The following is a 24,513-nucleotide window of genomic DNA, read 5'->3' as shown; positions in this document are numbered from 1 at the left end:
CTCAGTGCGCGCCGCGCGGGCCGGAGCCTGCGCGCGCGCCGATTTTTTGTTCGAGTCGCTCGACCCGCTTTTCGACCCGCGCGAGCGCATCGCGTGCGCGCGCCAGTTCGGCGTCGAAGCCGCCGAGCGACGCGCGCCGGACGACCTGCGGGTTCTCGTCGAGCCAGTATTCGGCGACGGAATCGAGCACATTGCGGCCGGTGCGGCGCGCGCGCGCGCCGGCGTCGCGCACGACCGTCGCGATCCGGTACGCCGCCGCATCACCGACCAGCTTCGCGAGATCTTCTTCCGGTTCCCAGCGCAGGTGCTCGGCCAGCTTCGCGATCTGCGTCGCGAATTCCGCGTCGCCTTCGATCTTCACGTGCTTCATCACGGCCGCCTGGCCGCCCTGCAGGAACGCGGCGACCGTGTCGCCGGCAAGCGCGATCGACACGTCGACCTGTTGCGCATCGTGCGCGTCGACGGCCGACAGATAGCCGTCGGGCTGCACCAGCAGCGTGAGCGTGACGGGAGGCACGTCGATCCGGGCAGTCTTGCCCGCATAGGGAATCAGGCGGTCTCGCGCCCACGATTCGCGCGCGAGCAAGTGGTTGACGGCAGCAGCAAAAGGCTTGGCGGCAAAGGTCATCGGGCTGGGAAAGAAAAAACCCGCGCAGGCCGGGCGCCCACGCGGGTTTCTATTGTAACGTCGGATCGGCGGCAGACCGTGCCTGACCGTACACCCGGGCGGCAAGCGGTCGCAGTGCGGCGGCCGTCGCCCGGGTGCCCGGCGGCGCAGGCCGCCGGCCACGCTCAGTGCGTGTTGATCTGCTGGATACCCGCGAGCAGCCAGCCCTGACTGCCCGACTTCGACAGGTTCCACACCTCGTCGAACGGCGCGGCCGACGTATTCGCCGATTCGCGGATCAGGCCGTGGAAGCGCACGCTCGCCGACTGCTCGATGCCGCGATCCTCGATCGCGACCAGTTCCGCGTCGAGCTGCACGACGTCGGTCTGATTCGCGTCGTTGCCGCGCGAATCGAGGTCGATCTTGATCTCGGCGAACATTTCGGGCGTCGTGAATTCGCGGATGTCGGCCAGGTTGCCCTGGTCCCACGCCGCCTGCAGGCGCACGAAATAGACTTTCGCGCTGCGCAGGAACGCTTCGGTGTCGAAGCCGGCCGGCACCTGCAGCGGCGCCGCTGCCGCCGCGGCTGCGCCGGCGGCCGCTGCACCGCCGCCGAACACGCCCTGTGCTTCGTTCGCATAGCTGCTGCCGCTGCCCGCGTAGTTGCTGCCGGTGTTGCCCTGCTGGAACGACGGGCTTTGCGAGTAGCCGCCCGACGACGAAGCCGCGCCGCCGACCGAATACGCCGGCTCCTGCGGGCGACGGCGGTTCATGAACTTGCGGATCAGCCAGATGCCGACCATCGCGAGCAACGCGATCACGATGACGTTCGCCATCATGCTCGCGAATGCGCCGCCGAGACCGAAGTGCGACAGCAGCGCCGCGATGCCGAGACCGGCCGCGAGGCCGGCGATCGGCCCGAGCCAGCGCGAGCGGTTGGGCTGCGCGGCCGGCGTGGGCGCAGCCGGGTTCGCACGCTGCGCCTGCGACGGCGCGGCCTGCTGCATCGGCTGCTGCGCGGGCGGCGTGGCCTGGCGCTGCGTAACGGTGGAATTCTGGCGGCCGATGCTGCGCCCGCCGCCCATGCGCCGGGCTTCGGCGTCAAGCGATGCGAACGTGCCGGCCGTGAGCAGGCCGACCATCAGCAGCGTGCCGACCCGTCGAGCCCACGGCTTCGACGGTTTGCTACGGTTGAACAACGAACGCGATTCAGACATCAGCTTCTCCGAATGTAAGACGAATGTAGGGAAAGAACCCCTTAGTACTTGGTCCCTAGGTGTAAAGCTACCACGCCACCTGACAAATTGTAATATTTGACGGCGTCGAGGCCCGCTTGTTCCATCATCGTCTTCAGCGTGTCCTGATCGGGGTGCATCCGGATAGATTCAGCAAGATACCGATAACTTTCAGCATCTTTCGCGAACTTGTCGCCAAGCCACGGTAATACTTTGAAAGAATACAGATCGTACGCCTTTTTCAGCGGATCCCAGACTTTCGAGAATTCCAGCACCATCACGCGGCCGCCGGGCTTCGTCACGCGGCGCATCTCGGCGAGCGCGGCATCCTTGTGCGTCATGTTGCGCAGCCCGAACGCGACCGTGACCACGTCGAAGTAGTTGTCCGGAAACGGAATTTTCTCGGCGTCGCACAACAGCGACGGCGTCACGACGCCCTTGTCGAGCAGCCGGTCGCGGCCGACGCGCAGCATCGATTCGTTGATGTCGGTATGCCAGACCTCGCCCGTCGGCCCGGCCGCCTTCGCGAACGACTTGGTCAGGTCGCCGGTGCCGGCCGCGATGTCGAGCACCTTGAAGCCGGGGCGCACGTTCGCCTGCGCGATCGTGAACGCCTTCCACGCGCGGTGCATGCCCGCCGACATCAGGTCGTTCATCAGATCGTAGTTGCTCGCGACCGAATGAAACACGCCCGCCACTTTCTTCGCTTTTTCGTTTTCCTCGACGCTCTCGAAGCCGAAGTGGGTTTTGCTCATCGCGTTGATCCTCAGTAAATGGCAAGACGGCGCCGAGCGGGCGCCGTCGATTTCAGTGGCAGTGGCCGTGCGGCGCGCTGGCCGCCTGCATCGGCGCGTCGCGCTCGACGCCCGCCGCCTTCAGTTTGTCGAAATAGTCGCGCCACAGCGCGTCCTGCTGCGTCGCCAGCTCGTACAGCAGGTCCCACGAGTAGATGCCGGTCGAATGGCCGTCGGAGAACGTCGGCTGCAGCGCGTAGTTGCCGACGCCCTCGAGCGCGGTGATCGTCACTTCGCGCTTGCCGGTCTGCAACGTCTCCTGGCCGGGCCCGTGGCCGCGCGCCTCGGCCGACGGCGAATAGACGCGCATCAGCTCGAACGGAATCCGGTAACTCTCGCCGTTCGGATACTGCAATTCGAGCACGCGCGACACCGCGTGCGCGACGACGCCGGACGGAATCGGCGTCGTGGAAGTCAAACCGCTCATGCTTGCCTCGAATCGGTCATGCGTTGAATTTCCTCGCGCACCGCATTGTGCAGCAGCGAGGCCTGCGCCGCGCGCGAGCGCAGCAGCGCCTCGGACACGCTGCGCTGGCGCGGCGCCCACACGGGCTGCGGAAAATGGGCATCGTTGGAAAAACGCGGAATCACGTGCCAGTGCACGTGCGGCACCATGTTGCCGAGGCTCGCGAGATTCACCTTGTTCGGCTGCATCACGCGGCGCACGGCCCGCTCGACCGCGTAGACCACACGCATCAGATGTGCCCGCTCGGGCTCGCCGAGATCGGAGAACTCGGCCACGTGCGCGCCCCAGATCACCCGGCAGAAGCCCGGGTAGTCGTGCTCGCCCGTGGCGAGCACGACGCGCAGCGCATCGTCCTGCCAGAGCACCTCGCCGCCGTCTTCACGGCAAAACACGCATTCCATCGTCGCTCCCATGTGGACGGGCGCCGGCATGACATGCCGGCGCCCGCTCATTCCCGGCCCGGTCGGGCGGTCGTCATGCCCGCATTAGACCAGCACGCGCTCGATCCCGCCATGGTTCGCCCGTGCGACATAATCGGCCATCCAGTTCTCGCCGAGCACCTGGCGCGCGATTTCGACCACGATGTAGTCGGCTTCGAGGTTCGCATCCTCGCTGTAGCGCGACAGGCCCTGCAGGCACGACGGGCAGCTCGTCAGGATCTTCACGTCCGGGCCGTTCGCAGCCGCGGCGGCCGGCGCCGGCGCATCGCCCGCGACCACCGGAATCGCGCGCAGCTTCGCGGCGCCCTTGCGGATCTCCTCTTCCTTGCGGAAGCGGACCTGCGTGGAGATGTCCGGCCGCGTGACCGCGAGCGTGCCCGATTCGCCGCAGCAGCGATCGTTCTTCTCGATCTTGTAGCCGTCCTTCTCCGAACCCATCAGCTCGTTGACCAGCTTGACCGGGTCGATCGTCTTGATCGGCGTGTGGCACGGGTCGTGATACATGTAGCGCGTGCCCGTCACGCCATCGAGCTTCATCCCCTTCTCGAGCAGGAACTCGTGGATGTCGATGATCCGGCAGCCCGGGAAGATCTTGTCGAATTCGTAGCCCGCGAGCTGGTCGTAGCAGGTGCCGCACGACACGACCACCGTCTTGATGTCGAGGTAGTTCAGCGTATTCGCGACACGGTGGAACAGCACGCGGTTGTCCGTGACGATCTTCTCGGCCTTGTCGTACTGGCCCGAGCCGCGCTGCGGATAGCCGCAGCACAGGTAGCCCGGCGGCAGCACCGTCTGCACGCCCGCTTCCCACAGCATCGCCTGCGTGGCCAGCCCGACCTGCGAGAACAGCCGCTCGGAGCCGCAGCCCGGGAAGTAGAACACCGCTTCCGAATCGACGGTCGTCGACTTCGGGTTGCGGATGATCGGCACGATCTTGTTGTCCTCGATGTCCAGCAACGCGCGCGCCGTCTTCTTCGGCAGGTTGCCCGGCATCTTCTTGTTGACGAAGTGGATCACCTGCTCGACCGCCGGCGGCTTGCCGGTCGTCGCGGGCGGGTGCTGCGTCTGCTTCGTCACGACCTTCTTCAGCATGTCGTTCGCGAAGCGCTGCACCTTGTAGCCGACGCCCATCATCACGCCGCGCGCGAGGTTGATCGTCTGCGGATTGGTCGCGTTCAGGAAGAACATGCCCGCCGCATTGCCGGCGTTGAATTTCTTCTTGCCCATCTTGCGCAACAGGTTGCGCATGTTCATCGTGACGTCGCCGAAGTCGATCTTCACCGGGCATGGCGTCGCGCACTTGTGGCACACCGTGCAGTGGTCGGCCACGTCGTTGAACTCGTCCCAGTGCTTGATCGACACGCCGCGGCGCGTCTGCTCTTCGTACAGGAACGCCTCGACCAAGAGCGACGTCGCGAGAATCTTGTTGCGCGGGCTGTACAGCAGGTTCGCGCGCGGCACGTGGGTCGCGCACACCGGCTTGCACTTGCCGCAGCGCAGGCAGTCCTTCACCGAATCGGCGATCGCGCCGATGTCGGACTGCTGCATGATCAGCGATTCATAGCCCATCAGCCCGAAGCTGGGCGTGTACGCGTTGCGCAGGTCGGCGCCGTCGAGCAGCTTGCCCTTGTTGAAGCGGCCGTTCGGGTCGACGCGCTGCTTGTACGCGCGGAATTCGGCGATCTCGTCGTCGGTCAGGAATTCGAGCTTCGTGATGCCGATCCCGTGTTCGCCGGAAATCACGCCGTCGAGCGAGCGCGCGAGCGTCATGATGCGGGCGACCGACGCGTGCGCGTCCTGCAGCATCTCGTAGTTGTCGGAGTTGACCGGGATGTTGGTGTGGACGTTGCCGTCGCCCGCGTGCATGTGCAGCGCGACGAACACGCGGCCGCGCAGCACGCGCTTGTGGATCGCCTGCGCCTCGTCGAGGATCTGCTTGAACGCGCCGCCGTTGAAGATCGCGCGCAGTTCCGCGCGGATCTCCTGCTTCCACGAGATGCGGACCGTGCGGTCCTGCGTGATGTGGAACACGGTCGCGCCCGGCTGCTCGTCCGCGCGATCCGCGAACTTCTCGGCGAGCGCCTCGTAGCCGAGCTGCACCAGGTAGTGCTGCGCCTCGCGCAGCGGCTGGTCGAGCCGGTCGCGCACGAATTCCCAGCGCGCGCGCACGCGCTTGAGCAGCTCCAGCGCCTGCTGCACACGGTCTTCCAGCAGTTCGGCGCTCGGGATCTCGTTCGCGTCGTCGGTCTTGCCGAGCGGCAGGTTGCCGCCGCGGAAGAACGCTTCGAGCGCATCCACCAGTTGCAGCTTGTTCTTCAGCGACAGCTCGATGTTGATTCGTTCGATGCCGTCGGTGTACTCGCCCATCCGGTTCAGCGGGATGACGACGTCCTCGTTGATCTTGAACGCGTTCGTGTGCTTCGCGATCGCGGCCGTGCGGCTGCGGTCGAGCCAGAAGCGCTTGCGCGCCTCCGCGCTGACCGCGACGAAGCCTTCGCCGCTCTTGCCGTTCGCCATCCGGATCACTTCGGACGTCGCCTGTGCGACCGCGTCGGCGTCGTCACCGACGATGTCACCGATCAGCACCATCTTCGGAAACGCATTGCGCTTGCTCTTGGTCGCGTAGCCGACCGCGCGCAGGTAGCGCTCGTCGAGGTGCTCGAGGCCCGCGAGGATCGCGCCGCCCTGCTTCGACGTCTCGAACAGGTAGTCCTTGATCTCGACGATGCTCGGGATCGCCTCGCGCGCCTGGCCGAAGAATTCGAGGCAGACGGTGCGCGTATGCGCGGGCATCTTGTGCAGCACCCAGCGCGCGGACGTGATGAGCCCGTCACAGCCTTCCTTCTGCACGCCCGGCAGGCCGGCGAGGAACTTGTCGGTCACGTCCTTGCCGAGCCCTTCCTTGCGGAACCGGCGGCCTTCGATCTCGAGCATTTCAGTGCGCAGCAGCTTCTCGCCCGGCGCATACGCGCCGTCGAACCACTTCAGCTCGAAGCGCGCGACCGCGATGTCGTGGATCTTGCCCTGGTTGTGCTCGTGGCGCGTGACTTCGAGCCAGTTGCCGTCCGGGTCGACCATCCGCCACCAGGCCAGGTTGTCGAGCGCGGTGCCCCACAGCACGGCCTTCTTGCCGCCCGCGTTCATCGCGACGTTACCGCCGATGCACGAGGCGTCGAGCGAGGTCGGATCGACCGCGAACACGTAGCCGGCCGCTTCCGCCGCCTCGGTCACGCGGCGCGTGACGACGCCTGCGCCGGAGAAGATCGTCGGCACCTTGTGCGCGACGCCCGGCAGCTCGGTCAGTTCGACCGCGCCGAGCTGTTCGAGCTTTTCGGTGTTGATCACCGCGGAGAACGGCGTGAGCGGCACCGCGCCGCCCGTGTAGCCGGTGCCGCCGCCGCGCGGGATCACGGTCAGGCCGAGCTCGAAGCACGCCTTGATCAGGCCGGCGATCTCGGCTTCGGTGTCGGGCGTCAGCACGACGAACGGGTATTCGACGCGCCAGTCGGTCGCGTCGGTCACGTGCGACACGCGCGACAGCCCGTCGAAGCGGATGTTGTCCTTCTGCGTGCAGCGGCCGAGCGCCTTGGTCGCGCGGCGGCGCAGGTCGGCCATCTTGTCGAATTCGTCCGCGAACTCGTTGACCGCGCGCTGCGCGGCGGTTTCGAGCATCTCGACGCGCGACGCACGCTCGCGGCCCGCGTCGTCGCGGTGCTCGGTGAGATCCGCGCTGCGGCGCTTGCCGATCTCGGTCAGGCGGTGGTTCAGCGCCTCGATCAGCAGCGCGCGGCGCTTCGGGTTGTCGAGCAGGTCGTCCTGCAGATACGGGTTGCGACGCACGACCCAGATGTCACCGAGCACTTCGTACAGCATCCGTGCCGAGCGGCCCGTGCGGCGCTCGGCACGCAGTTCGTCGAGCACCGACCACGCCTCTTCGCCGAGCAGGCGGATCACGATCTCGCGATCCGAGAAGGACGTGTAGTTGTAGGGAATCTCGCGCAAGCGGGGCGCGGGGTCGGCGGCGACGGCGGCGGCCGCGCCATGCGGATCGAAAACTTGTGGTGCGTTCATGTTCGGACGACTCGGAGGGCCGATACACCGTGCACGGGCGTCGGCAAGCGCGTAGGCGCAATCTTGGGGAAATCTGTTCTGTTACCAGGCGCGCGGCTGTCCTTCATGGGGCCGGAGCGGGCGACTCGCCCCTCCTGGCCGGCGACAGGGCCTGGCGGCACTCGGAATCATCAGCACGATCGCGCGCGGCGCGCATGCCGTTCGGCCGCGGGGCTGGCTGCGCGCGGCGTCGGCTTCAACGGTGCGATCCGAGGGTGCCTCTGCATCTTCCGAATCCTTGATTCAAAACGGAATTCTAACCCATGATCGGGCCGCCCGTGACACGCCGGACAGGTCGTGGGGCTATCGCCGCGAGCCGCGCCGGGCGGGGCTCGGCGCGATTTCATGTGATCATTCGCCGTCCGTCCGGTCGGTAACCATGCGGTTAAACCGGTAAAGTGCGCCGGTAAAAGGCGGCGCCCGGCGGCGCGAATGCCCTGTCCGCCCGCGCACGCGAGCGCTCACGGCCGCCCGCCCGGCATGCCGCTTGCGTGCGGGCGGACCCTTGGCGCTATCATTGACCCTTTACCGTCTGCATCCGCACTGCCCGCGAGCGCCCATGGCATCCCACGATTACCTGAAGAAAATCCTCACCGCGCGCGTCTACGACGTCGCGATCGAGACGGAACTCGAACCGGCCCGCAACCTGTCGGCCCGGCTGCGCAACGCCGTTTACCTGAAGCGCGAGGACAACCAGCCGGTGTTCTCGTTCAAGCTGCGCGGCGCGTACAACAAGATGGCGCACATTCCGGCGGACGCGCTCGCGCGCGGCGTGATTACCGCGTCGGCCGGCAACCACGCGCAGGGCGTCGCGTTCTCGGCGGCCCGGATGGGCATCAAGGCCGTGATCGTCGTGCCGGTCACGACGCCACAGGTGAAGGTCGACGCGGTGCGCGCGCACGGCGGCCCGAGCGTCGAGGTGATCCAGGCGGGCGAATCGTACAGCGATGCGTACGCGCACGCGGTCAAGGTCCAGCAGGAGCGCGACCTCACGTTCGTCCACCCGTTCGACGATCCGTACGTGATCGCCGGTCAGGGCACGATCGCGATGGAGATCCTGCGCCAGCACCAGGGCCCGATCCACGCGATCTTCGTGCCGATCGGCGGCGGCGGGCTCGCGTCCGGCGTCGCCGCGTACGTGAAGGCGGTGCGCCCGGAGATCAAGGTGATCGGCGTGCAGGCCGAGGACTCGTGCGCGATGGCGCAGTCGCTGGACGCGGGCGAGCGCATCGAGCTGAGCGAAGTCGGCCTGTTCGCGGACGGCACCGCGGTGAAGCTCGTCGGCGAGGAAACCTTCCGGCTGTGCCGCGAATTCCTCGACGGCGTGGTGACGGTCAACACCGACGCGCTGTGCGCGGCGATCAAGGACGTGTTCCAGGACACGCGCAGCGTGCTCGAGCCGTCCGGCGCGCTCGCGGTCGCGGGCGCGAAGCTGTATGCGGAACGCGAAGGCATCGAGAACCAGACGCTCGTCGCGGTCACGTCCGGCGCGAACATGAATTTCGACCGGATGCGCTTCGTCGCCGAGCGCGCCGAGGTCGGCGAAGCGCGCGAAGCCGTGTTCGCGGTCACGATCCCCGAGGAACGCGGCAGCTTCAAGCGCTTCTGCTCGCTCGTCGGCGATCGCAACGTCACCGAGTTCAACTACCGGATCGCCGACGAGAAGTCCGCGCACATCTTCGTCGGCGTGCAGATCAAGCGCCGCGGCGAATCGGCGGAGATCGCCGCGAACTTCGAGTCGCACGGCTTCAAGAGCGTCGACCTGACGCACGACGAGCTGTCGAAGGAACACATCCGCTACATGGTCGGCGGCCGCTCGCCGCTCGCGCTCGACGAGCGCCTGTTCCGCTTCGAATTCCCGGAACGGCCGGGCGCGTTGATGAAGTTCCTGTCGTCGATGGCGCCGGACTGGAACATCAGCCTGTTCCACTACCGCAACCAGGGCGCGGACTACAGCTCGATCCTCGTCGGGCTGCAGGTGCCGCAGGCCGATCGCGCCGAATTCGAACGCTTCCTCGCGGCGCTCGGCTACCCGTATGTCGAAGAGAGCGCCAACCCGGCTTACCGCCTCTTCCTGTCGTAAAGGCTTCGTGCAATGAATCCCGAACATTCCCCGCTCGGCAAGGCCACCGTCTACGCGGCGCAGTACGACGCGTCGCTGCTGTTCCCGATCCCGCGCGCCGGCGCGCGCGAGCAGCTCGGCATCACGTCGGCGCTGCCGTTCTTCGGCACCGACATCTGGAACGCGTACGAGCTGTCGTGGCTCAACGCGCGCGGCAAGCCGCAGGTCGCGATCGCGACGTTCTACGTGCCGGCCGAATCCCCGAACATCGTCGAATCGAAGTCGTTCAAGCTGTATCTCGGCTCGTTCGCGCAGTCGAAGTTCGACTCGGTCGATGCGGTGCGCGACGTGCTGAAGCGCGACGTGTCGGCCGCGTGCGGCGCGAGCGTGTCGGTCCAGCTGGTGTCGCCGCACGATTTCGCCAAGCTCGAGATGGACGAGCTCGACGGACTGTCGCTCGACCGGCTCGACCTCGACACCGACGTGTACGAACCCGATCCGTCGCTGCTGTCGGCGGCCGACGGCGAGAACGAAGCGCCGGTCGAGGAAACGCTCGTGTCCGACCTGCTGCGCTCGAACTGCCCGGTCACGGGCCAGCCCGACTGGGGCAGCGTGCAGATCCACTACGTCGGGCCGCAGATCGACCACGCGGGCTTGCTGCGCTACATCATCTCGTTCCGCAATCACACGGGCTTTCACGAGCAGTGCGTCGAGCGGATCTTCCTCGACATCATGCATGCGTGCAAACCGGTGAAGCTCGCGGTGTACGCGCGCTATACGCGCCGCGGCGGGCTCGACATCAACCCGTTCCGCACGAATTACAACCAGCCGATGCCGGACAACGCGCGGACCGCGCGGCAGTAACGGCCACGCGCGCGAGCGCCAAACGAAACAGCCCGGTCGGCTTCAACCGACCGGGCTGTTTCACTGTGCGTAGGGAAGCGCGGCCGCGTTACTTCACCGGCGGCTTGTAAGCGATGCAATCGACCTCGACCTTGCAGTCGATGACCATGCTCGACTGCACGCACGCGCGTGCCGGCGGATGCTCGCCGAAGTACGACACGAACACCTTGTTGAACGACGCGAAATCGCGCGCATCGTCGAGCCACACGCCGCAGCGCACGACGTGCTCGAGTCCGTAGCCGGCTTCCTTCAGGATCGCGATCACGTTCTCGATCGTCTGCTTCGATTGCGTGACGATCCCGCCTTCGACGACCTCGCCGTTCACCATCGGCGTCTGGCCCGACACGTACAGCCAGCCGTCGGCCTCGACCGCCCGCGCGAACGGCATCACCTGCCCGCCCGTGCCCTTCGCTTCGCCTACGCCATATCGCTTCATCGTTTCACTCCTCACATTTCGGTTACGGATGCGCGCGCCGGCTTGGGCACGCGCGGAAGATCGGAACACCTGCCGCGTTCAGAACGCCGCATCGGCACTGGCCGGCACGCGCTCGCCGCGCGCGACGAAACCGCCGGCGCGCTCGCCGGTCGGCTGGCCGTTTTCATAGGTCAGCACGCCGTTCACCCACACCGCGTCGATCCCGTGCGCGGGCTGTTGCGGCTTCTCGAACGTCGCGGCGTCGATCACGCTCGCCGGATCGAACAACACGAGATCCGCGTGGTAACCGACATGCACTTCGCCGCGCTTCGGGATGCCATAGCGACGCGCGGACAGCGACGTCATCTTGCGGATCGCCTCCTCGAGCGGCAGCAGGTTGGTGTCGCGCACGTAATGGCCGAGCACGCGCGGGAACGCGCCCCACAGCCGCGGGTGCGGCAGCGGATCGTTCGGCAGGCCGTCGGAGCCGACCATCGTCGCCGGATGCGACAGGATCCGGCGCACGTCGTCCTCCGACATGTTGTGGTACACGGCGCCCGCGGGGCGAATGCGCTGCGCGGCTTCCTGCTCGCTCACGCCCCAGTCGGCCGCGATCGCCTTCAGCAGCTTGCCCGCGACTTCCGGGTGCGGCTCCGACCATGTGATCGTGATGTCGATGTCGCCCGTCACCTGCTTCAGGTCGAGCGTCGACGAACTGCGGCTGTACGGATAGCAGTCGCAGCCGACCGGCTGGTAACGTCGCGCGCCGTCGAGCGACGCGAGCACCTCGGTGCTGCGCCCCCAGTTCGACGGGCCCGCGCACTTCAGGTGCGAGATCACGACCGGCACCTGCGCGTGACGGCCGACGCGATAAGCCTCGTCCATCGCATCGAGGATCGCGTCGAACTCGGTGCGCATGTGCGTCGTGTACAGCGCGCCGGCTTGGGCGAGCGGCTCGGCGAGCGCCATCACTTCCTCGGTCGGCGCCGCGAACGCGGAACCGTACGCGAGACCCGACGACAGGCCGAGCGCGCCGTTCGAGAGCGCCTCCTCGAGCTGCGCGCGCATGCCGGCGATCTCGTCGTCGGTCGCCGCGCGGTCGAGGCGGTCCATCTGGTTGTTGCGCAGCGCCGTGTGGCCGACGAGCGCCGCGACGTTCACGGCCGGGCGCGCGTCGTTCACGGCCGCGACGTAAGCGGCGAAGCTCGGGTACTGGAACGCGCCGCGCTCGCCGAGCAGGTTCATCGGATCGGGCGGGTCGCCGGCGAGCGTCACCGGCGATGCGCTGATTCCGCAGTTGCCGACGATCACGGTCGTCACGCCCTGCGAGATCTTCGGGATCATCTCCGGCGCACGGATCACGTGCGTGTCGTCGTGCGTGTGCACGTCGACGAAACCCGGCGCGAGCGCCCGCCCGTTCGCGTCGACGACGTGCTCCGCGAGCCAGTTCGACAGATTGCCGATCGCCGCGATCAGGCCGTTGCGGATCGCGACGTCGCGCGTGACGGGCGGCGCGCCGGTGCCGTCGTACAACTGCGCGCCGACGATCAGCGTATCAGCGGCTTCGGGATGCGAATGCATGGTCAGTCTCCTACCGGTTGACGGTCTCCGCCGCCACGGTGCGCATCGAGCGCGTGTTTGATGCGGCGCAGCGATTCACGGCCCGCATCGCCGAGCCGCAGCGCGACGCCGGTGACGAGCACGTCGATCGCCATCATCATCGCGTAGCGCGATGTCGACGGCTTGTAGATGAAATCGGTTTCGAACGCGACGACCGGGATCAGGTGGTCGGCGAGCTTCGCCAGCGGCGACGCCGGTGCGGTGATCGCGATCAGCTTCGCGCCGTAGCGCTTCGCGAGCCGGCAGCTCTCGAGCAGCTCGGGCACGCGCCCGCTCACCGACAACGCGACGACGACGGTGTCGCTCGACAGCGTCGCGGCCACCATCCGTTGCAGCAGGCTGTCCTGGTAGCTCGCGACCGGCCGGCCGAAGCGCACGAGCCGGAAGCGCAGCTCGTCGGCCAGCGCGGTCGAGCCGCCGCCCTGCCCGTACACGTACGTCATCTTCGCGCCGGCGAGCAGGTCGGCCGCCGCGTCGAACGACGTGTTGCGCAGCAACTGGTGGTTGTGCGCGAGCGCCACGCGAATCTCATCGTAGACCATCGACGCGGGGCTCGCGTCGTCGGCCGGCGCGTCGTCGGACGGCACCAGGAAGCGCTGGCCGACGGCCGCCGCCTGCGCGACGAGCACCTTCAGTTCGCGCACGTCGCGGCAGCCGACGGCCTTCGCGAAACGCGTGACCGTCGCGACACTGACCTCCGCGTCGCGCGCGAGCGCGCCGATGCTCGCATGCGCGGCGCGCGCCAGATCGGCGAGGATGAACGCGGCGACCTTGCGCTCGGCTTCGCGCAGCTCGGGCGCGCATTCGGCGATCCGCGCGACGATGTCGAGGACCGGCGGGGCGGCCTGAGCCGGATGCGGCTCGGCGGCAGGCGGAGCGGACGGGGAAGCGGACGTATTCATCGGCGGAAAAAGGGTGTGAAGCAGGATGTTATTAAATAACATCACCGCGCCGATGCTACTTTCTGTACCATCTACATGTCAACTTCAGTGCAATGCATAGTGATGATGGAGCGGGATGACATGAAAGTTACAAACTATCAGGAAGCGACGATCGATCCGTTCGGCAAGGGCCTGGGCAATCTGCCGAGCGCGAGCGTGCCGCTCGGCGACGCGAGCCGGCTCGAATGGAATCTGCTCGCGGAAGACGTCAGCCTGCCGGCCGCCGTGCTTTACGAGGATCGCGTCGAGCACAACCTGAACTGGATGCAGGCGTTCGTGCAGAAATACGGCGTCAAGTTCGCGCCGCACGGCAAGACGACGATGGCGCCGCAATTGTTCCGCCGCCAGCTCGACGCCGGCGCGTGGGGCATCACGCTCGCGACCGCACACCAGACGCAGGCCGCGTATCACGGCGGCGTGCGCCGCGTGCTGCTCGCGAACCAGCTGGTCGGCCGCCAGAACATGACGATCATCGCGGGGCTGCTGTCCGATCCCGATTTCGAATTCTTCTGTCTCGTCGATTCCGCGGAGAGCGTCGACCAGCTCGGCCGCTTCTTCGGCGCCGCGAAGAAATCGCTGAACGTGCTGATCGAGCTCGGCGTGCCGGGCGGCCGCGCGGGCGTGCGCGATGCCGCGCAGCGCGAGGCCGTGCTGGCCGCGATCGCGCGCTATCCGGACACGCTGAAGCTGGCCGGCATCGAGCTCTATGAAGGCGTGCTGAAGGAGGAAGGCGAGATCCGCGCGTTCCTGCAGCAGGCGGTCGCGCTCACGCGCGAACTGGCCGAAGCCGGCCGCTTCGCGCGCACGCCGGCGATCCTGTCCGGCGCCGGTTCGGCGTGGTACGACGTGGTCGCGGAAGAATTCAGGAAGGCGTCCGACGCGGGCTTCGCGGAAGTCGTGCTGCGTCCGGGCTGCTACCTGACGCACGACGTCGGCATCTACAAGAAGGCGCAGACCGACGTGTTCGCGCGCAACCCGATCGCGCGTTCGATGGGCGAAGGGCTGCTGCCGGCGCTACAGCTGTGGGCATACGTGCAGTCGGTGCCGGAAGCCGACCGTGCGATCGTCGCGCTCGGCAAGCGCGACGCGGCGTTCGACGCGGGCCTGCCCGAGCCGGCGCGCCACTTCCGCCCGGGCCGCGACACCGCGCCGCGCGACGTCGCCGCCGCCGAAGGCTGGGCCGTCACCGGGATGATGGACCAGCACGCATACCTGCAGATCCCGCCGGGCGCGGACGTGAAGGTCGGCGACATGGTCGCGTTCGACATCTCGCACCCGTGCCTGACGTTCGACAAGTGGCGCCAGGTGCTCGTGCTCGATCCGCAGTTCCGCGTGACGGAAGTCGTCGAAACCTTCTTCTGACGCACGTCGCGCGGGGCGGTCGTCACGCAGGCTTCAATCTGCCGGAGTACACTGCGCTTTCGTCCTCGGGGCCCGTCGCGGCCGTCATGCACGGCGCGACCGGGCCTTCAACGCTGCTTCACTGGAGAAAGCCATGGCCGCGAAGAAGATCCTGTTCCTGACCGGCGATTTCGCCGAAGACTACGAAACGATGGTGCCGTTCCAGGCGCTGCAGGCCGTCGGCCACCACGTCGACGCAGTCTGCCCGGGCAAGCGCGCGGGCGACAAGATCAAGACCGCGATCCACGATTTCGAAGGCGACCAGACCTACACCGAAAAGCCCGGCCACAATTTCACGCTGAACGCGGCGTTCGACGACGTCGATGCGGCGCGCTACGACGCGCTCGCGATCGCGGGCGGCCGTGCGCCCGAATATCTGCGACTCGATCCGAAGGTGATTTCGCTCGTGCGCGAGTTCGCCGAAGCCGGCAAGCCGATCGCGGCGATCTGCCACGCGGCGCAACTGCTCGCGGCCGCCGACGTGATCCGCGGCAAGCGCATTTCGGCCTACCCGGCCTGCGCGCCGGAGGTCAAGCTCGCGGGCGGCGAATACGCGGACATTCCGGTCGACGCGGCCGTGACCGACGCGCCGTTCGTCACTGCGCCCGCGTGGCCCGCGCATCCGGCCTGGCTCGCGCAGTTCCTCGCGCTGCTCGGCACGCGCATCGAGCTGTAAACCTGCACCCACTCGGAATGAAACGAAGCGATGGCCGGCGGCGCTGACGTGCCGCCCGGCCGCGCACGTCAACGCGCGGCTGGCGTCGACCCGACGTCCGCGATCCGCGATTCCAGCATCGCGAGCGCGCCCGACAGCGCATTCAGCACGTCGTCCGGCAACTGCGCCATCGTCTGTTCGAGAAACGCCTTGCGGCGCGGCAGGCACGCGTCGAACGCCGCGCGGCCTGCGTCCGTCAGCGTGACGTTGGTCACGCGGTTGTCGCGCGCGTCCGATTCGCGCTCGATCCAGCCGAGCGCGTCGAGCGACTTCAACTGGCGCGTGAGCGCGCCCGGATCGATGCGCAGCACTTCGACGAGCTTCTTCTGCGACGAATGACCGTCCATCGTGTGCAGCGCGACCATGATGCGCCAGCGCGGCATCGGCTGCCCGACGTGCGCTTCGAACGCGGTCATGAAGGCGCGATACGTGCGTCCGAATTGCTGCAAGATCGCGACGCGGTCCTGTTCTTCCATGCGCTGATTTCGTTCCGGTGAATCGTTGAGTCGTCGAATCGCTCGCCCGATCGGTCAATCGGCCGCGACGTGCGGTTCGATCTTGCGCCGCAGCGCGATCGGCGGCACGCGACGGCACTGCCACACCGACACCACGGCGACGACGGCCGCCATCGCGACACCCAGGTGAATCGCGCCGACCAGCGATTCCCGAGCCGCTTCCAGCAGCAGCGCGCCATTATGCCCGGCACGCGTCAACTCCGCGACGAGACCGCCCTGCGCCGCGCGATCGATCAGGATCTGCGGGTCGGCGAGCCGCGCGTGCCAATGCATCGCGTGGTCGGCCGACAGCGCGTCGCGCACGCCGCCCGAATACATCTGGTTGACGAGCGTGCCGGTGAGCGCGGTGCCGAGCATCCCGCCGACCATTCGCAGCGACTGCAACAGCGCCGTCGCGATGCCGAGATGCTCGCGACCGGCCGTCTGCTGCGCGAACACGGTGAGGTTCGGCAGCACGAAGCCGAGCCCGATGCCGCCCGCGACCATCAGCGCCATCAGCATCCAGGCCGGCGTCGTGTGGGTCGACACGACGACGCCCGCGCACGCGATGGCGAACAGCACGAAGCCGACGTGCAGCATCGTGTTCGGATGGCGGATGCGCGTGACGACGCGGCCGTTCATGATGCTGCCGATCGTGATGAACACGACGAGCGGCGTGATCACGAGCCCGGCCTCCCTCGGCGACATCCCGAAACCGCCCTGGAACAGCAGCGGCGCGTAGAACAGCAACGAGAACATCGAGAAACCGGCGAGGATCGCGAGCACGAAGAGGGCCGACAGCGCGCGGTTGCCGAACATGTCGAACGGCAGAATCGGCTGCGCGCAGCGCTTTTCCCAGTGCCACAGGCCGATGCCAGCCGCGACCGCGACGACGAGCAGCAGCGACGCCCAGCTCGCGACGCCGTACTTCGGCAGCCATTCGACGAACAGTTGCAGCGCACCGAGCGACAGCGCGATCAACAGCGCGCCCGGCCAGTCGAGCCGCATCTTGCGATCGTGCTCGACGTGGCGCAGGTGCGGCAGGTAGCGCCACACGAAGAACAGCGACAGGATGCCGATCGGCAGGTTCACGTAGAACACCGAGCGCCAGCCGAACGACTGGGTCAGCACGCCGCCGAGCGACGGGCCGACCGCGTTCGCGATACCGAACGCCGAGCTCATCAGCACCTGCCAGCGCAGCCGCACGACGGAATCGGGGAACAGATCGGGAATGCACGCGAACGCGGTGCCGACCAGCATCCCGCCGCCGATCCCCTGCAGCCCGCGCGCGAGCACGAGATACAGCATGTCGTTGGCCATCCCGCACAGCACCGACGCGCCGGTAAACACGACGATCGACGCGATCACGAACGGCTTGCGGCCGTAATAGTCGCCGAGCCGGCCGAAGATCGGCACCGTGATCACGGAACTGAGCAGGTACGAGGTCGCGACCCACGCGTACAGGTCGAAGCCGCGAAGTTCGGCGACGATGGTCGGCAGCGCGGTGCCGACGACCGTCTGGTCCAGCGCGACCAGCATGGTGACGAACGAGATCCCGATCATCGCGAGCAGCGATTCGCGGAACGGCAGGACTTGCCCGCTCGAATGGTGGGCGGCAGTATGAACGGCCATTTTTTGTCGATGCAACTTTTGCCGAGTCAAATAATCTCAAAATTCTAGCATGCCGGAGTAATCTAGGCTGGCGATAGGTTCAGGGCCTGTTCAGGCCAAGGAGAAAGATGGAACCGATTTCAATCACCCCCGCGACGACGCTTTCGCCGGAGGATCGGGACGCGCTGCGGCGCGCGAAGCAGGTGCTGGAAAGCCCGTCGCTGACGATGAAGCTGACGGGCGTGCTCGGCGCGCCGGTCGAGAAAATGATCGCGCGGCTGCCGGACTTCGCGACCGGCAAGATCAACGACGCGACGCAGCTCGCGCTGCGCAAGTGCCTGAACATCGCGCTGCGCACGCTCGGCAAGCCGCCGGCGCCGGACGCCGAGCCCGAAAAGCCCAGCAACCTGCTGCACAAGCTCGCGGTCGCGACGACCGGCGCGGCGGGCGGCGCGTTCGGCTTTCTCGCGCTGCCGGTCGAGCTGCCGGTGACGACCACGCTGATCTTCCGCTCGGTGTGCGACATCGCGCGCAGCGAGGGCGAGGATCTGACCTCGGTCGATACGCAGCTGCAATGCCTGGCCGTGCTGGGCATGGGCGGCAACCCGGACAAGCAGGAGGAAGACGCCGATCTCGGCTATTTCGTGCTGCGCGGCGCGCTCGCGCAGGCGATCTCGAAGGCGTCGTCGGACATCACCGCGAAAGGCATCGCCGCGCACAGCTCGGCGGCTGTCTTCAAGCTCGTGCAGACGGTGGCGTCGCGCTTCTCGGTGCAGGTGACCGAGCAGATGGCCGCGAAGTCGATCCCGGCGATCGGCGCCGTGCTCGGCGCGACCGTCAACACGCTGTTCATCGACCACTTCCAGCAGATGGCGCACGGCCACTTCACCGTGCGCCGGCTCGAACGCAAGTACGGCTCGGTGGCCGTCCAGGCCGCCTATCAGGCAATCGACGCCTCGCCCGCGCGCTGAACCGCACGTTCGACCGCGACGCGGCGCAGGAACGCGGCCGCGCGGTCGAGCGCGTCGCGCGCTTCCGGCACCATCGGCGCGTACAGTTGCCACACGTGCGGCATGTCGGGCCACACCTCGATTTCCACCGCCACGCCGGCCGCCTTCGCCTTCTCGGCGACGCGGCGCGAATCGTCGAGCAGCACCTCGGTGCTGCCGGCCTGGATATACAGCGGCGGCAGGCCCGTGAAATCGGCGTAGAACGGCGACGCGTACGGATGCGTCGCTGGCGCGTCGCCGAGATACAGCTTCGCCGCCTTCGGCAGCGCCGCGGCCGCGAACATCGGGTCGACGCCGTCGTTGCTGCGCATCGTGCCGCCGGTGCCGGCCAGGTCCGTCCACGGCGAGAACAGGATCGCGCCGGCCGGCAGCGGCTCGCCGCGGTCACGCAGCGCGACGAGCGTCGCGAGCGCGAGGCCGCCGCCCGCCGAATCGCCGCCGAACACGATCGACTCGGGCGGCGTGCCGAGCGCCAGCAGTTGCCGGTACGCGGCGAGCGCATCGTCGAGCGCGGCCGGGAAGCGGTTTTCGGGCGCGAGCCGGTAGTCGAGCGAGAACGAACGCACGCCCGCGCGCTTCGTCAGCCCGAACACCAGCGGCCGGTGAGTCTTCGTCGAACAGAAGTAGTAACCGCCGCCGTGGAAATACAGCAGCGTGCGGCCCGGTCCACGCCCCGCGGCCGCATCGGCGCGTTCGAGCCATTCGCCGCGCAGCGGCGCATCGTCGGCGCCATAGCACTGCCGCAGGCGGTAGCCCGACGGCGGGCGGCGCGGCACGAACATCCGCAGGTCGGTAAAGCGCCGGGCACGCGCGGGGTCGAGCACCTCGCGCGTGGTCTCCGGACGAAACTGCCAGCGCAGCAGCCAGCAGGCGAACTTGCTTTGCCAACTCATCGGACGCACTCCGTCATCACAGTGTGACGATGGTACGTTCAAACGTTCCCGCGTCGCTCGACAGGTGCCTCTACATCAAACGCCGGCGCTCAGTTCGCCGGCATCACCTGGCCGCGGATCTCGCCGGACGGGTGCTCCTTCGTATGGATGTTGAAGTACCACTTGCCGCCCATCAGGTCGGTGACCTGCTCGTCGGTGAGCGCCTTCGAACCCTTGATCGGGCTCGCCAGTTCGTCCTTCGGAATCGGCACCTGCACGCCGGCGTTCTGGCCGACCGGCGCGGGCCCGTGGAAATGCGCGGCGGTGGCCGGGCCCGAGAGGTGTTCGTAAGTGACCGTCCACTGCAGCATGTGGGTGGCCGTGTCGTAAGTGGCGGCGACGGTGCCGGAGCCCTTGGTCGCCGTCGGCGGCACTTCGCTCGACGGCTGCAGACTGGCGGACAGGCGCACCGTTTCGGCGGCGGCGCTGCCGGCGGCCAGCACGCCCGCCAATAACGCGACCTGGAGCAAACGCAGCTTGAGCATGGATTCTCCTTGTACGACGTGGTACGCCGCGCGAGCGGCGGCGTCATCCCTGATGGTAGTCGATCGGCGCCCGGTCCGGCAGACTGCCGGAACCTGGAAGAGACCTTTGCAGCATGGCCTCTGAATCCGTGCGCGGCCTTTCGCTACACTTCGTTTCACAGTTGCTTGTTTCCTTCGTCCGAAGGAGTCTGCGAGTATTCACGCGGCCGCCCCGGTCGCGTTTTTTTTGCGTGTTCCGAACGACACGCGGCATGCCGCACGCGGATTCCGCTTTTCCGCTCCCTCCATTACCAAGCAGCACGAAGCGTTTCTTTTCCCGCACACGTCGCGACCGACGCGCATCCCGCCAGTCATCAGGACGAGCCAGCGTACCCGCATGTTGTCGCGATACGTGTAATACGTTATTGCGCCAAGCCGGGTCGACACGTGTTTTCCTGCGCAGGAAAATGTTCGCGTGTTGTCGTGACTGGAAAGTGAACCGTGCCGGCCCGTCCCCCGATGCCCTGCCCGACCCGCCCCGTCCGTGTCCGTCCGCTGCTGGCGAGTCTCTGCTCCGTCGCCGCCCTTTACGGCGCGCCCGCCGACGCGCAGGAGTTCTCGCTGTTCACCGGCCCGCTCTGGGGCGGCGGACAACGCACGTATTCGTGGGCGTTCGATTACCAGGAAGGCTTGAGCCCGCATACCGCGCTCGGCTTCACGTGGTACAACGAAGGGCATATTCCGAATCACCACCGCGATGGCCAGGCGGTGCAGTTCTGGGGCCGCGTGCCGCTCGAGAACCGCCGCCTGGTGCTGTCGGCCGGCGCGGGTCCGTATCGCTACTTCGACACGGTGCCGGCCGCCGAAGGCCGCGGGTATTCGAATACGCATGGCTGGGGCGTGCTGATGAGCGTGCGCGCCGCGTACTACACGTCGCACCGCTGGATCGCGCAGCTTCAGGTCAACCGCGCGCACGTGTTCAGCGGGCCCGACACGACGTCGGTGATGTTCGGCGTCGGTTACCAGCTCGATGCGCCCGACACGCCGGGCCCGCGCGACACCGCGCTGCCGCGCACCCGCAAGGTCACGCACAACGAAGTCACCGCGATGCTCGGCGAGACGATTCTGAACAGCCGCTCGTCGCCGTCGACGCTCGGCGGCAGCCTCGAATACCGGCGCGGCCTCACGCGTTCGATCGACTGGACCGCGACGTGGATGTACGAAGGCGCGAAGCAGGCGGTCCGCCGCAACGGCATCGCGTCCGAGCTGTGGCTCACGCGCGCGTTCCTGAACGACAAGGTCACGCTGTCGGCCGGCGCCGGCGCGTACTTCACCGTCAACCAGCGCAACCGCGACGGCCAGCCGGGGCCGGGTGACGGCCGCCTCTCCGGCATCGTGTCGATCTCGGCCAGTTACCGGATTTCCGACCGCTGGCTCACACGTATCACGTGGAACCGCGTGGTCACGCGCTACGACCGTGATACCGACGTGATCCAGGCCGGCGTCGGCTACCGGTTCTAGTCCGGCGCCCTCACCGGGCGTGCTGTCCGCATCACGCGCGGTAGCCCGGATCGATCCGGTCGACGATGCGCTGGAGCGCGTCGAACGCGTCCTGTCCCGCGCCATGCTTCGGATCGAAATTCAGCGAATCGCGCACGCACCCTTCGAGCACGGGCGGCGCAATCGGCAGCGCCGCGCCGATCGCATGCGTCGCGATCTGCACCTCGCACGCGCGGTTGAGCAGCCACATCAGCGAAAACGTCTGCGCGAGCGTCGCGCCGATCGTCACGGGACCGTGGTTGCGCAGCAGCAGCACGGGCCGCCCGCCCGCGCTTTCGACGATGCGCCGGCCTTCTTCGAGATGCACGGTGATGCCTTCGAAGTCGTGATACGCGATCTTCCCGTACAGCTGCGCCGAATAGAAATTCGAGAACGACAGCCCGTCGCGCGAACAGCACACGGCCATCGTCGGCGTCGTGTGCACGTGCATCACGCAGTGCGCATCGAGCAGCGTCGCATGGATCGCGCCGTGGAACGTGAAGCCGGCCGGATTGATCGGCCAGTCGGAGTGGCCGATCACATTGCCGTCGATGTCGATCTTCACGAGATTCGACGCGCACACCTCGCGGTAATGGAGCCCGAACGGGTTGATCAGGAAATGTCCGTCCTCGCCCGGCACGCGCAGCGAGATATGGTTGTAGATCAGTTCGGTCCAGCCGAGATGATCGAAGATGCGGTAGGCGGCCGCGAGCTGCACCCGCGCCTGCCATTCGGCTTCGGAGAAGCGCGCGGGACGCGTGAACGGCTGGTTCGGAACACGTTGCATGGGGAACTCCGGTTGCGGGGGCGCGCGGCCCCGGGCGAATGGCGGTGCGTATCGTCCATCGTGTGCAGGCGCCGGGCGCGGTGCGAGGTGCGTATCACGCACGTGTGGCGGCACGTCGGTCGGCGCCGTTCCGGCCCGCATTGTGCGAGCGGCTCGGCAGCGCCTCTTCTCGATTCACTTATAGTTGCGCGCACAACCATATCACCTTTCCCCGCGCACCGATATCGCGGGTTTTGCCGGAGCCGTTCGTGCCCTTACAGCTGGTCGTCGACCGGCAGCAGCGTGAAGATGCCCGTCATCACGTTGCGCAGCAGCCCCGCATGCGGGTCGACGTGATAGGTGGAGGTCTGGCCGCCTTCGGTGCCCGTCCACTCGAGCGCGGGCGGGCTGCCGTCGGTCCGCTTCGCGAGCGTGACGCGGTAGCTTTCGTCCGGCTGCGTCACGCGCGCGAAGATCGCCGCGGCCTGCTGCGCGAGCACCGGGCTGTGGATCACGAGCGCGAGCTCGGTGTTCAGGTACGCGGAACGCGGGTCGAGGTTCAGCGAGCCGATCACGAGGATTTGCCGGTCGATCACGTACGCCTTCGCATGCAGGCTCGCACGCGAGCGCGAACCGAACAGCCGCGCGGGCTGCTGGTCCGGCTGCGACTTGAATTCGTACAGCTCGACGCCGCGCTGCAGCAGCGGCACGCGATACGGCGCATAGCCCGACTGCACCGCGACCGCGTCGGTCGCCGCGAGCGAGTTCGTCACGATCGCGACGCGCACGCCGCGCGCGACCGTGTCGCCGAGGATCTTCACGCCGGCGTCGTGCGGCACGAAGTACGGCGAAAACGCCAGGAATTCCTTCTGCGCGCCGCGCGTCAGCTCGGCCAGGCGCTGCATCGGCGGGCTCACGTACGTGCCGGTCGGCCGCGCGACCTTGTCCGGCGCATCGACCTTGAATTCGGCCGGCGCCCACACGAGTTCGAGTTCGTCGCGCGCGATCTGCCGGGCGAGCGGCGTCGCGTTCAGCGGTTTAGCGTTGTACGGATCGGCGTTCTTGCGCCAGTGATCGCGCAGCTCGTCGCGCATCGCGTCGAGATCCTTCGGATCGAACGTCTGATGATTCAGCACGCGCAACGGGTAGCTGCTCGCGCTCGCCCAGTAGTCGTCGAAGCTCTTCGAGATGTCGCTCGTCACGGGGCCGGCCGCCAGCACGTCGAGATCGCGGAACTGCAGCGTCGGGCTCGCACTGAAGTATTCGTCGCCGAGGTTGCGGCCGCCGACGATCGCGAGCTGGTTGTCCGCGATCATCGCCTTGTTGTGCATCCGGCGCGTGAAGCTGTCGATCCGCGTGAAGAAGTTGGCCGTGCGCTCCATCATGCCGCGCTGCGACGCGCCGAACGGGTTGAACACGCGGATCTCGATGTTCTGGTGCGTATTCAGCGCGGCCATCACGCGGTCGATATCGTGGAAGTTCAGGTCGTCGACCAGCATCCGCACGCGCACGCCGCGATCGGCCGCGTACAGCGCCGCGCCCAGCAGCAGCTTGCCGGTCGTGTCCTCGGTCGCGATGTAGTACTGCATGTCGAGCGTCTTCGTCGCCGCACGCGCAAGCGCGATGCGCATCTGCAATGCGGTGGCGCCGTCGGCCAGCAGCCGGAAGCCCGACTGCCCGGGATGCGCGGCTTCCGGCGCGGCCAGCGCATCGCGCAGCGGCGTGGCGGTTTCCGCCGACAACGCATGGGAGACGGGGCGATCGAGCGAGGTGGCGGGCGGATGCGTCGCGCACGCGGCGAGCGGCAGCAGCGCGCAGACGACCAGCGCGCGGGCCTGGCGGCATGCGGCGCGCCACGACAGCGCGGCCGGCGCGCGCCGGATCAGGGACGTGAGCACGGAAGCTTCCTCGACAGTCGGATCAATGGGCACATCATGGCCGCGGCGCGCGGCTGACAGGCGGTTCCGGACGATTCTAGTGGGCGCCCG

At 67.5% G+C, this 24,513-nt stretch carries 21 protein-coding genes; 6 read left to right on the top strand and 15 right to left on the bottom strand.

Going from position 1 to position 24,513, the window contains the following annotated elements; translation table 11 throughout:
- Window position 1 precedes the first annotated feature (1 nt).
- The 6 genes from BLS50_RS10930 to BLS50_RS10905 all read right to left on the bottom strand — a co-directional run bounded on the left by BLS50_RS10930 (window position 2) and on the right by BLS50_RS10905 (window position 7,613).
- Window positions 2-628 (bottom strand): ubiquinone biosynthesis accessory factor UbiJ, encoded by a 627-nt coding sequence (locus BLS50_RS10930; RefSeq protein WP_011546187.1) that lies wholly within the window; start codon window positions 626-628, stop codon window positions 2-4.
- Window positions 629-792: 164 nt separating this feature from the next.
- Window positions 793-1,824 carry a Tim44 domain-containing protein gene (locus tag BLS50_RS10925; RefSeq protein ID WP_006477838.1) on the bottom strand — a complete coding sequence of 344 codons (1,032 nt, stop codon included), beginning with the start codon at window positions 1,822-1,824 and terminating at the stop codon, window positions 793-795.
- A gap of 41 nt (window positions 1,825-1,865) precedes the next feature.
- Window positions 1,866-2,597 (bottom strand): bifunctional demethylmenaquinone methyltransferase/2-methoxy-6-polyprenyl-1,4-benzoquinol methylase UbiE, encoded by a 732-nt coding sequence (ubiE, locus tag BLS50_RS10920; protein WP_006477837.1) that lies wholly within the window; start codon window positions 2,595-2,597, stop codon window positions 1,866-1,868.
- 52 nt (window positions 2,598-2,649) lie between these two features.
- Window positions 2,650-3,063, bottom strand: coding sequence for a gamma-butyrobetaine hydroxylase family protein (locus BLS50_RS10915; protein WP_074802207.1), 414 nt, complete (start codon window positions 3,061-3,063; stop codon window positions 2,650-2,652).
- A complete protein-coding gene (locus BLS50_RS10910) occupies window positions 3,060-3,503 on the bottom strand; it encodes an HIT family protein (RefSeq protein ID WP_011546191.1) in 444 nt (147 codons plus the stop codon). The genes BLS50_RS10915 and BLS50_RS10910 overlap by 4 nt, the downstream gene beginning before the upstream one ends.
- An 84-nt stretch (window positions 3,504-3,587) precedes the next feature.
- Window positions 3,588-7,613, bottom strand: coding sequence for a DUF3683 domain-containing protein (locus BLS50_RS10905; RefSeq protein ID WP_006477834.1), 4,026 nt, complete (start codon window positions 7,611-7,613; stop codon window positions 3,588-3,590).
- Between the two features lie 598 nt (window positions 7,614-8,211).
- On the opposite strand from BLS50_RS10905, the gene ilvA reads away from it, so the two are divergent.
- Together ilvA and queF are read left to right on the top strand one after the other, a co-directional pair.
- On the top strand, window positions 8,212-9,735 hold the full coding sequence (gene ilvA, locus BLS50_RS10895) for a threonine ammonia-lyase, biosynthetic (protein WP_006477833.1): 1,524 nt from the start codon (window positions 8,212-8,214) through the stop codon (window positions 9,733-9,735).
- Window positions 9,736-9,747: 12 nt separating this feature from the next.
- A complete protein-coding gene (queF, locus tag BLS50_RS10890) occupies window positions 9,748-10,578 on the top strand; it encodes an NADPH-dependent 7-cyano-7-deazaguanine reductase QueF (protein WP_023477301.1) in 831 nt (276 codons plus the stop codon).
- Between the two features lie 88 nt (window positions 10,579-10,666).
- Here the strand turns inward: queF and BLS50_RS10885 are convergent, their stop codons facing one another.
- The 3 genes from BLS50_RS10885 to BLS50_RS10875 all read right to left on the bottom strand — a co-directional run bounded on the left by BLS50_RS10885 (window position 10,667) and on the right by BLS50_RS10875 (window position 13,554).
- Window positions 10,667-11,053, bottom strand: a complete 387-nt coding sequence (locus BLS50_RS10885; protein WP_006477830.1) for a RidA family protein — start codon at window positions 11,051-11,053, stop codon at window positions 10,667-10,669.
- 78 nt (window positions 11,054-11,131) lie between these two features.
- The gene (locus BLS50_RS10880) at window positions 11,132-12,613 is read right to left on the bottom strand and encodes an N-acyl-D-amino-acid deacylase family protein (RefSeq protein WP_074802206.1); all 1,482 of its coding nucleotides are present in this window, start codon (window positions 12,611-12,613) and stop codon (window positions 11,132-11,134) included.
- A gap of 2 nt (window positions 12,614-12,615) precedes the next feature.
- Window positions 12,616-13,554: a MurR/RpiR family transcriptional regulator gene (locus BLS50_RS10875; RefSeq protein WP_074802205.1), complete on the bottom strand. Its 939-nt coding sequence runs from the start codon at window positions 13,552-13,554 to the stop codon at window positions 12,616-12,618.
- Between the two features lie 120 nt (window positions 13,555-13,674).
- Here BLS50_RS10875 and BLS50_RS10870 point away from each other — a divergent pair, with 120 nt between their 5' ends.
- Both BLS50_RS10870 and BLS50_RS10865 read left to right on the top strand, forming a co-directional pair.
- Complete coding sequence (locus BLS50_RS10870; RefSeq protein ID WP_012329215.1) at window positions 13,675-14,955, top strand: amino acid deaminase; 1,281 nt, start codon at window positions 13,675-13,677, stop codon at window positions 14,953-14,955.
- A 133-nt stretch (window positions 14,956-15,088) separates the two neighbouring features.
- On the top strand, window positions 15,089-15,670 hold the full coding sequence (locus BLS50_RS10865; RefSeq protein WP_006477826.1) for a DJ-1/PfpI family protein: 582 nt from the start codon (window positions 15,089-15,091) through the stop codon (window positions 15,668-15,670).
- 68 nt (window positions 15,671-15,738) lie between these two features.
- On the opposite strand, the gene BLS50_RS10860 is transcribed toward BLS50_RS10865, so the two are convergent.
- Together BLS50_RS10860 and BLS50_RS10855 are read right to left on the bottom strand one after the other, a co-directional pair.
- A complete protein-coding gene (locus BLS50_RS10860; protein WP_006477825.1) occupies window positions 15,739-16,185 on the bottom strand; it encodes a MarR family winged helix-turn-helix transcriptional regulator in 447 nt (148 codons plus the stop codon).
- A 54-nt stretch (window positions 16,186-16,239) separates the two neighbouring features.
- Window positions 16,240-17,835, bottom strand: a complete 1,596-nt coding sequence (locus tag BLS50_RS10855) for an MDR family MFS transporter (RefSeq protein ID WP_074802204.1) — start codon at window positions 17,833-17,835, stop codon at window positions 16,240-16,242.
- A 107-nt stretch (window positions 17,836-17,942) separates the two neighbouring features.
- On the opposite strand from BLS50_RS10855, the gene BLS50_RS10850 reads away from it, so the two are divergent.
- Window positions 17,943-18,785 (top strand): EcsC family protein, encoded by an 843-nt coding sequence (locus BLS50_RS10850; protein ID WP_074802203.1) that lies wholly within the window; start codon window positions 17,943-17,945, stop codon window positions 18,783-18,785.
- Here the strand turns inward: BLS50_RS10850 and BLS50_RS10845 are convergent.
- Together BLS50_RS10845 and BLS50_RS10840 are read right to left on the bottom strand one after the other, a co-directional pair.
- Window positions 18,755-19,717: an alpha/beta hydrolase gene (locus BLS50_RS10845; protein WP_074802202.1), complete on the bottom strand. Its 963-nt coding sequence runs from the start codon at window positions 19,715-19,717 to the stop codon at window positions 18,755-18,757. The two genes, BLS50_RS10850 and BLS50_RS10845, sit on opposite strands and share 31 nt — an antisense overlap.
- Before the next feature lie 89 nt (window positions 19,718-19,806).
- Entirely contained in the window at window positions 19,807-20,241 is a 435-nt protein-coding gene (locus BLS50_RS10840; RefSeq protein WP_006477821.1) for a CHRD domain-containing protein, read from the bottom strand.
- 498 nt (window positions 20,242-20,739) lie between these two features.
- Between BLS50_RS10840 and BLS50_RS10830 the strand changes: the two genes are divergently transcribed.
- Window positions 20,740-21,741 (top strand): hypothetical protein, encoded by a 1,002-nt coding sequence (locus BLS50_RS10830; RefSeq protein ID WP_074802201.1) that lies wholly within the window; start codon window positions 20,740-20,742, stop codon window positions 21,739-21,741.
- A gap of 31 nt (window positions 21,742-21,772) precedes the next feature.
- Here the strand turns inward: BLS50_RS10830 and BLS50_RS10825 are convergent, their stop codons facing one another.
- Both BLS50_RS10825 and BLS50_RS10820 read right to left on the bottom strand, forming a co-directional pair.
- A complete protein-coding gene (locus tag BLS50_RS10825) occupies window positions 21,773-22,546 on the bottom strand; it encodes a class II aldolase/adducin family protein (RefSeq protein ID WP_074802200.1) in 774 nt (257 codons plus the stop codon).
- Window positions 22,547-22,800: 254 nt separating this feature from the next.
- The gene (locus BLS50_RS10820) at window positions 22,801-24,423 is read right to left on the bottom strand and encodes a phospholipase D family protein (protein WP_074802199.1); all 1,623 of its coding nucleotides are present in this window, start codon (window positions 24,421-24,423) and stop codon (window positions 22,801-22,803) included.
- Window positions 24,424-24,513: the final 90 nt, after the last annotated feature.

The sequence above is a fragment of the Burkholderia orbicola genome (genome assembly GCF_900100915.1).
Classification (GTDB): Bacteria; Pseudomonadota; Gammaproteobacteria; order Burkholderiales; family Burkholderiaceae; genus Burkholderia; species Burkholderia orbicola.
Note: the sequence above shows the minus strand (reverse complement) of the source record. Positions and strands in the feature narration are given on the sequence as shown.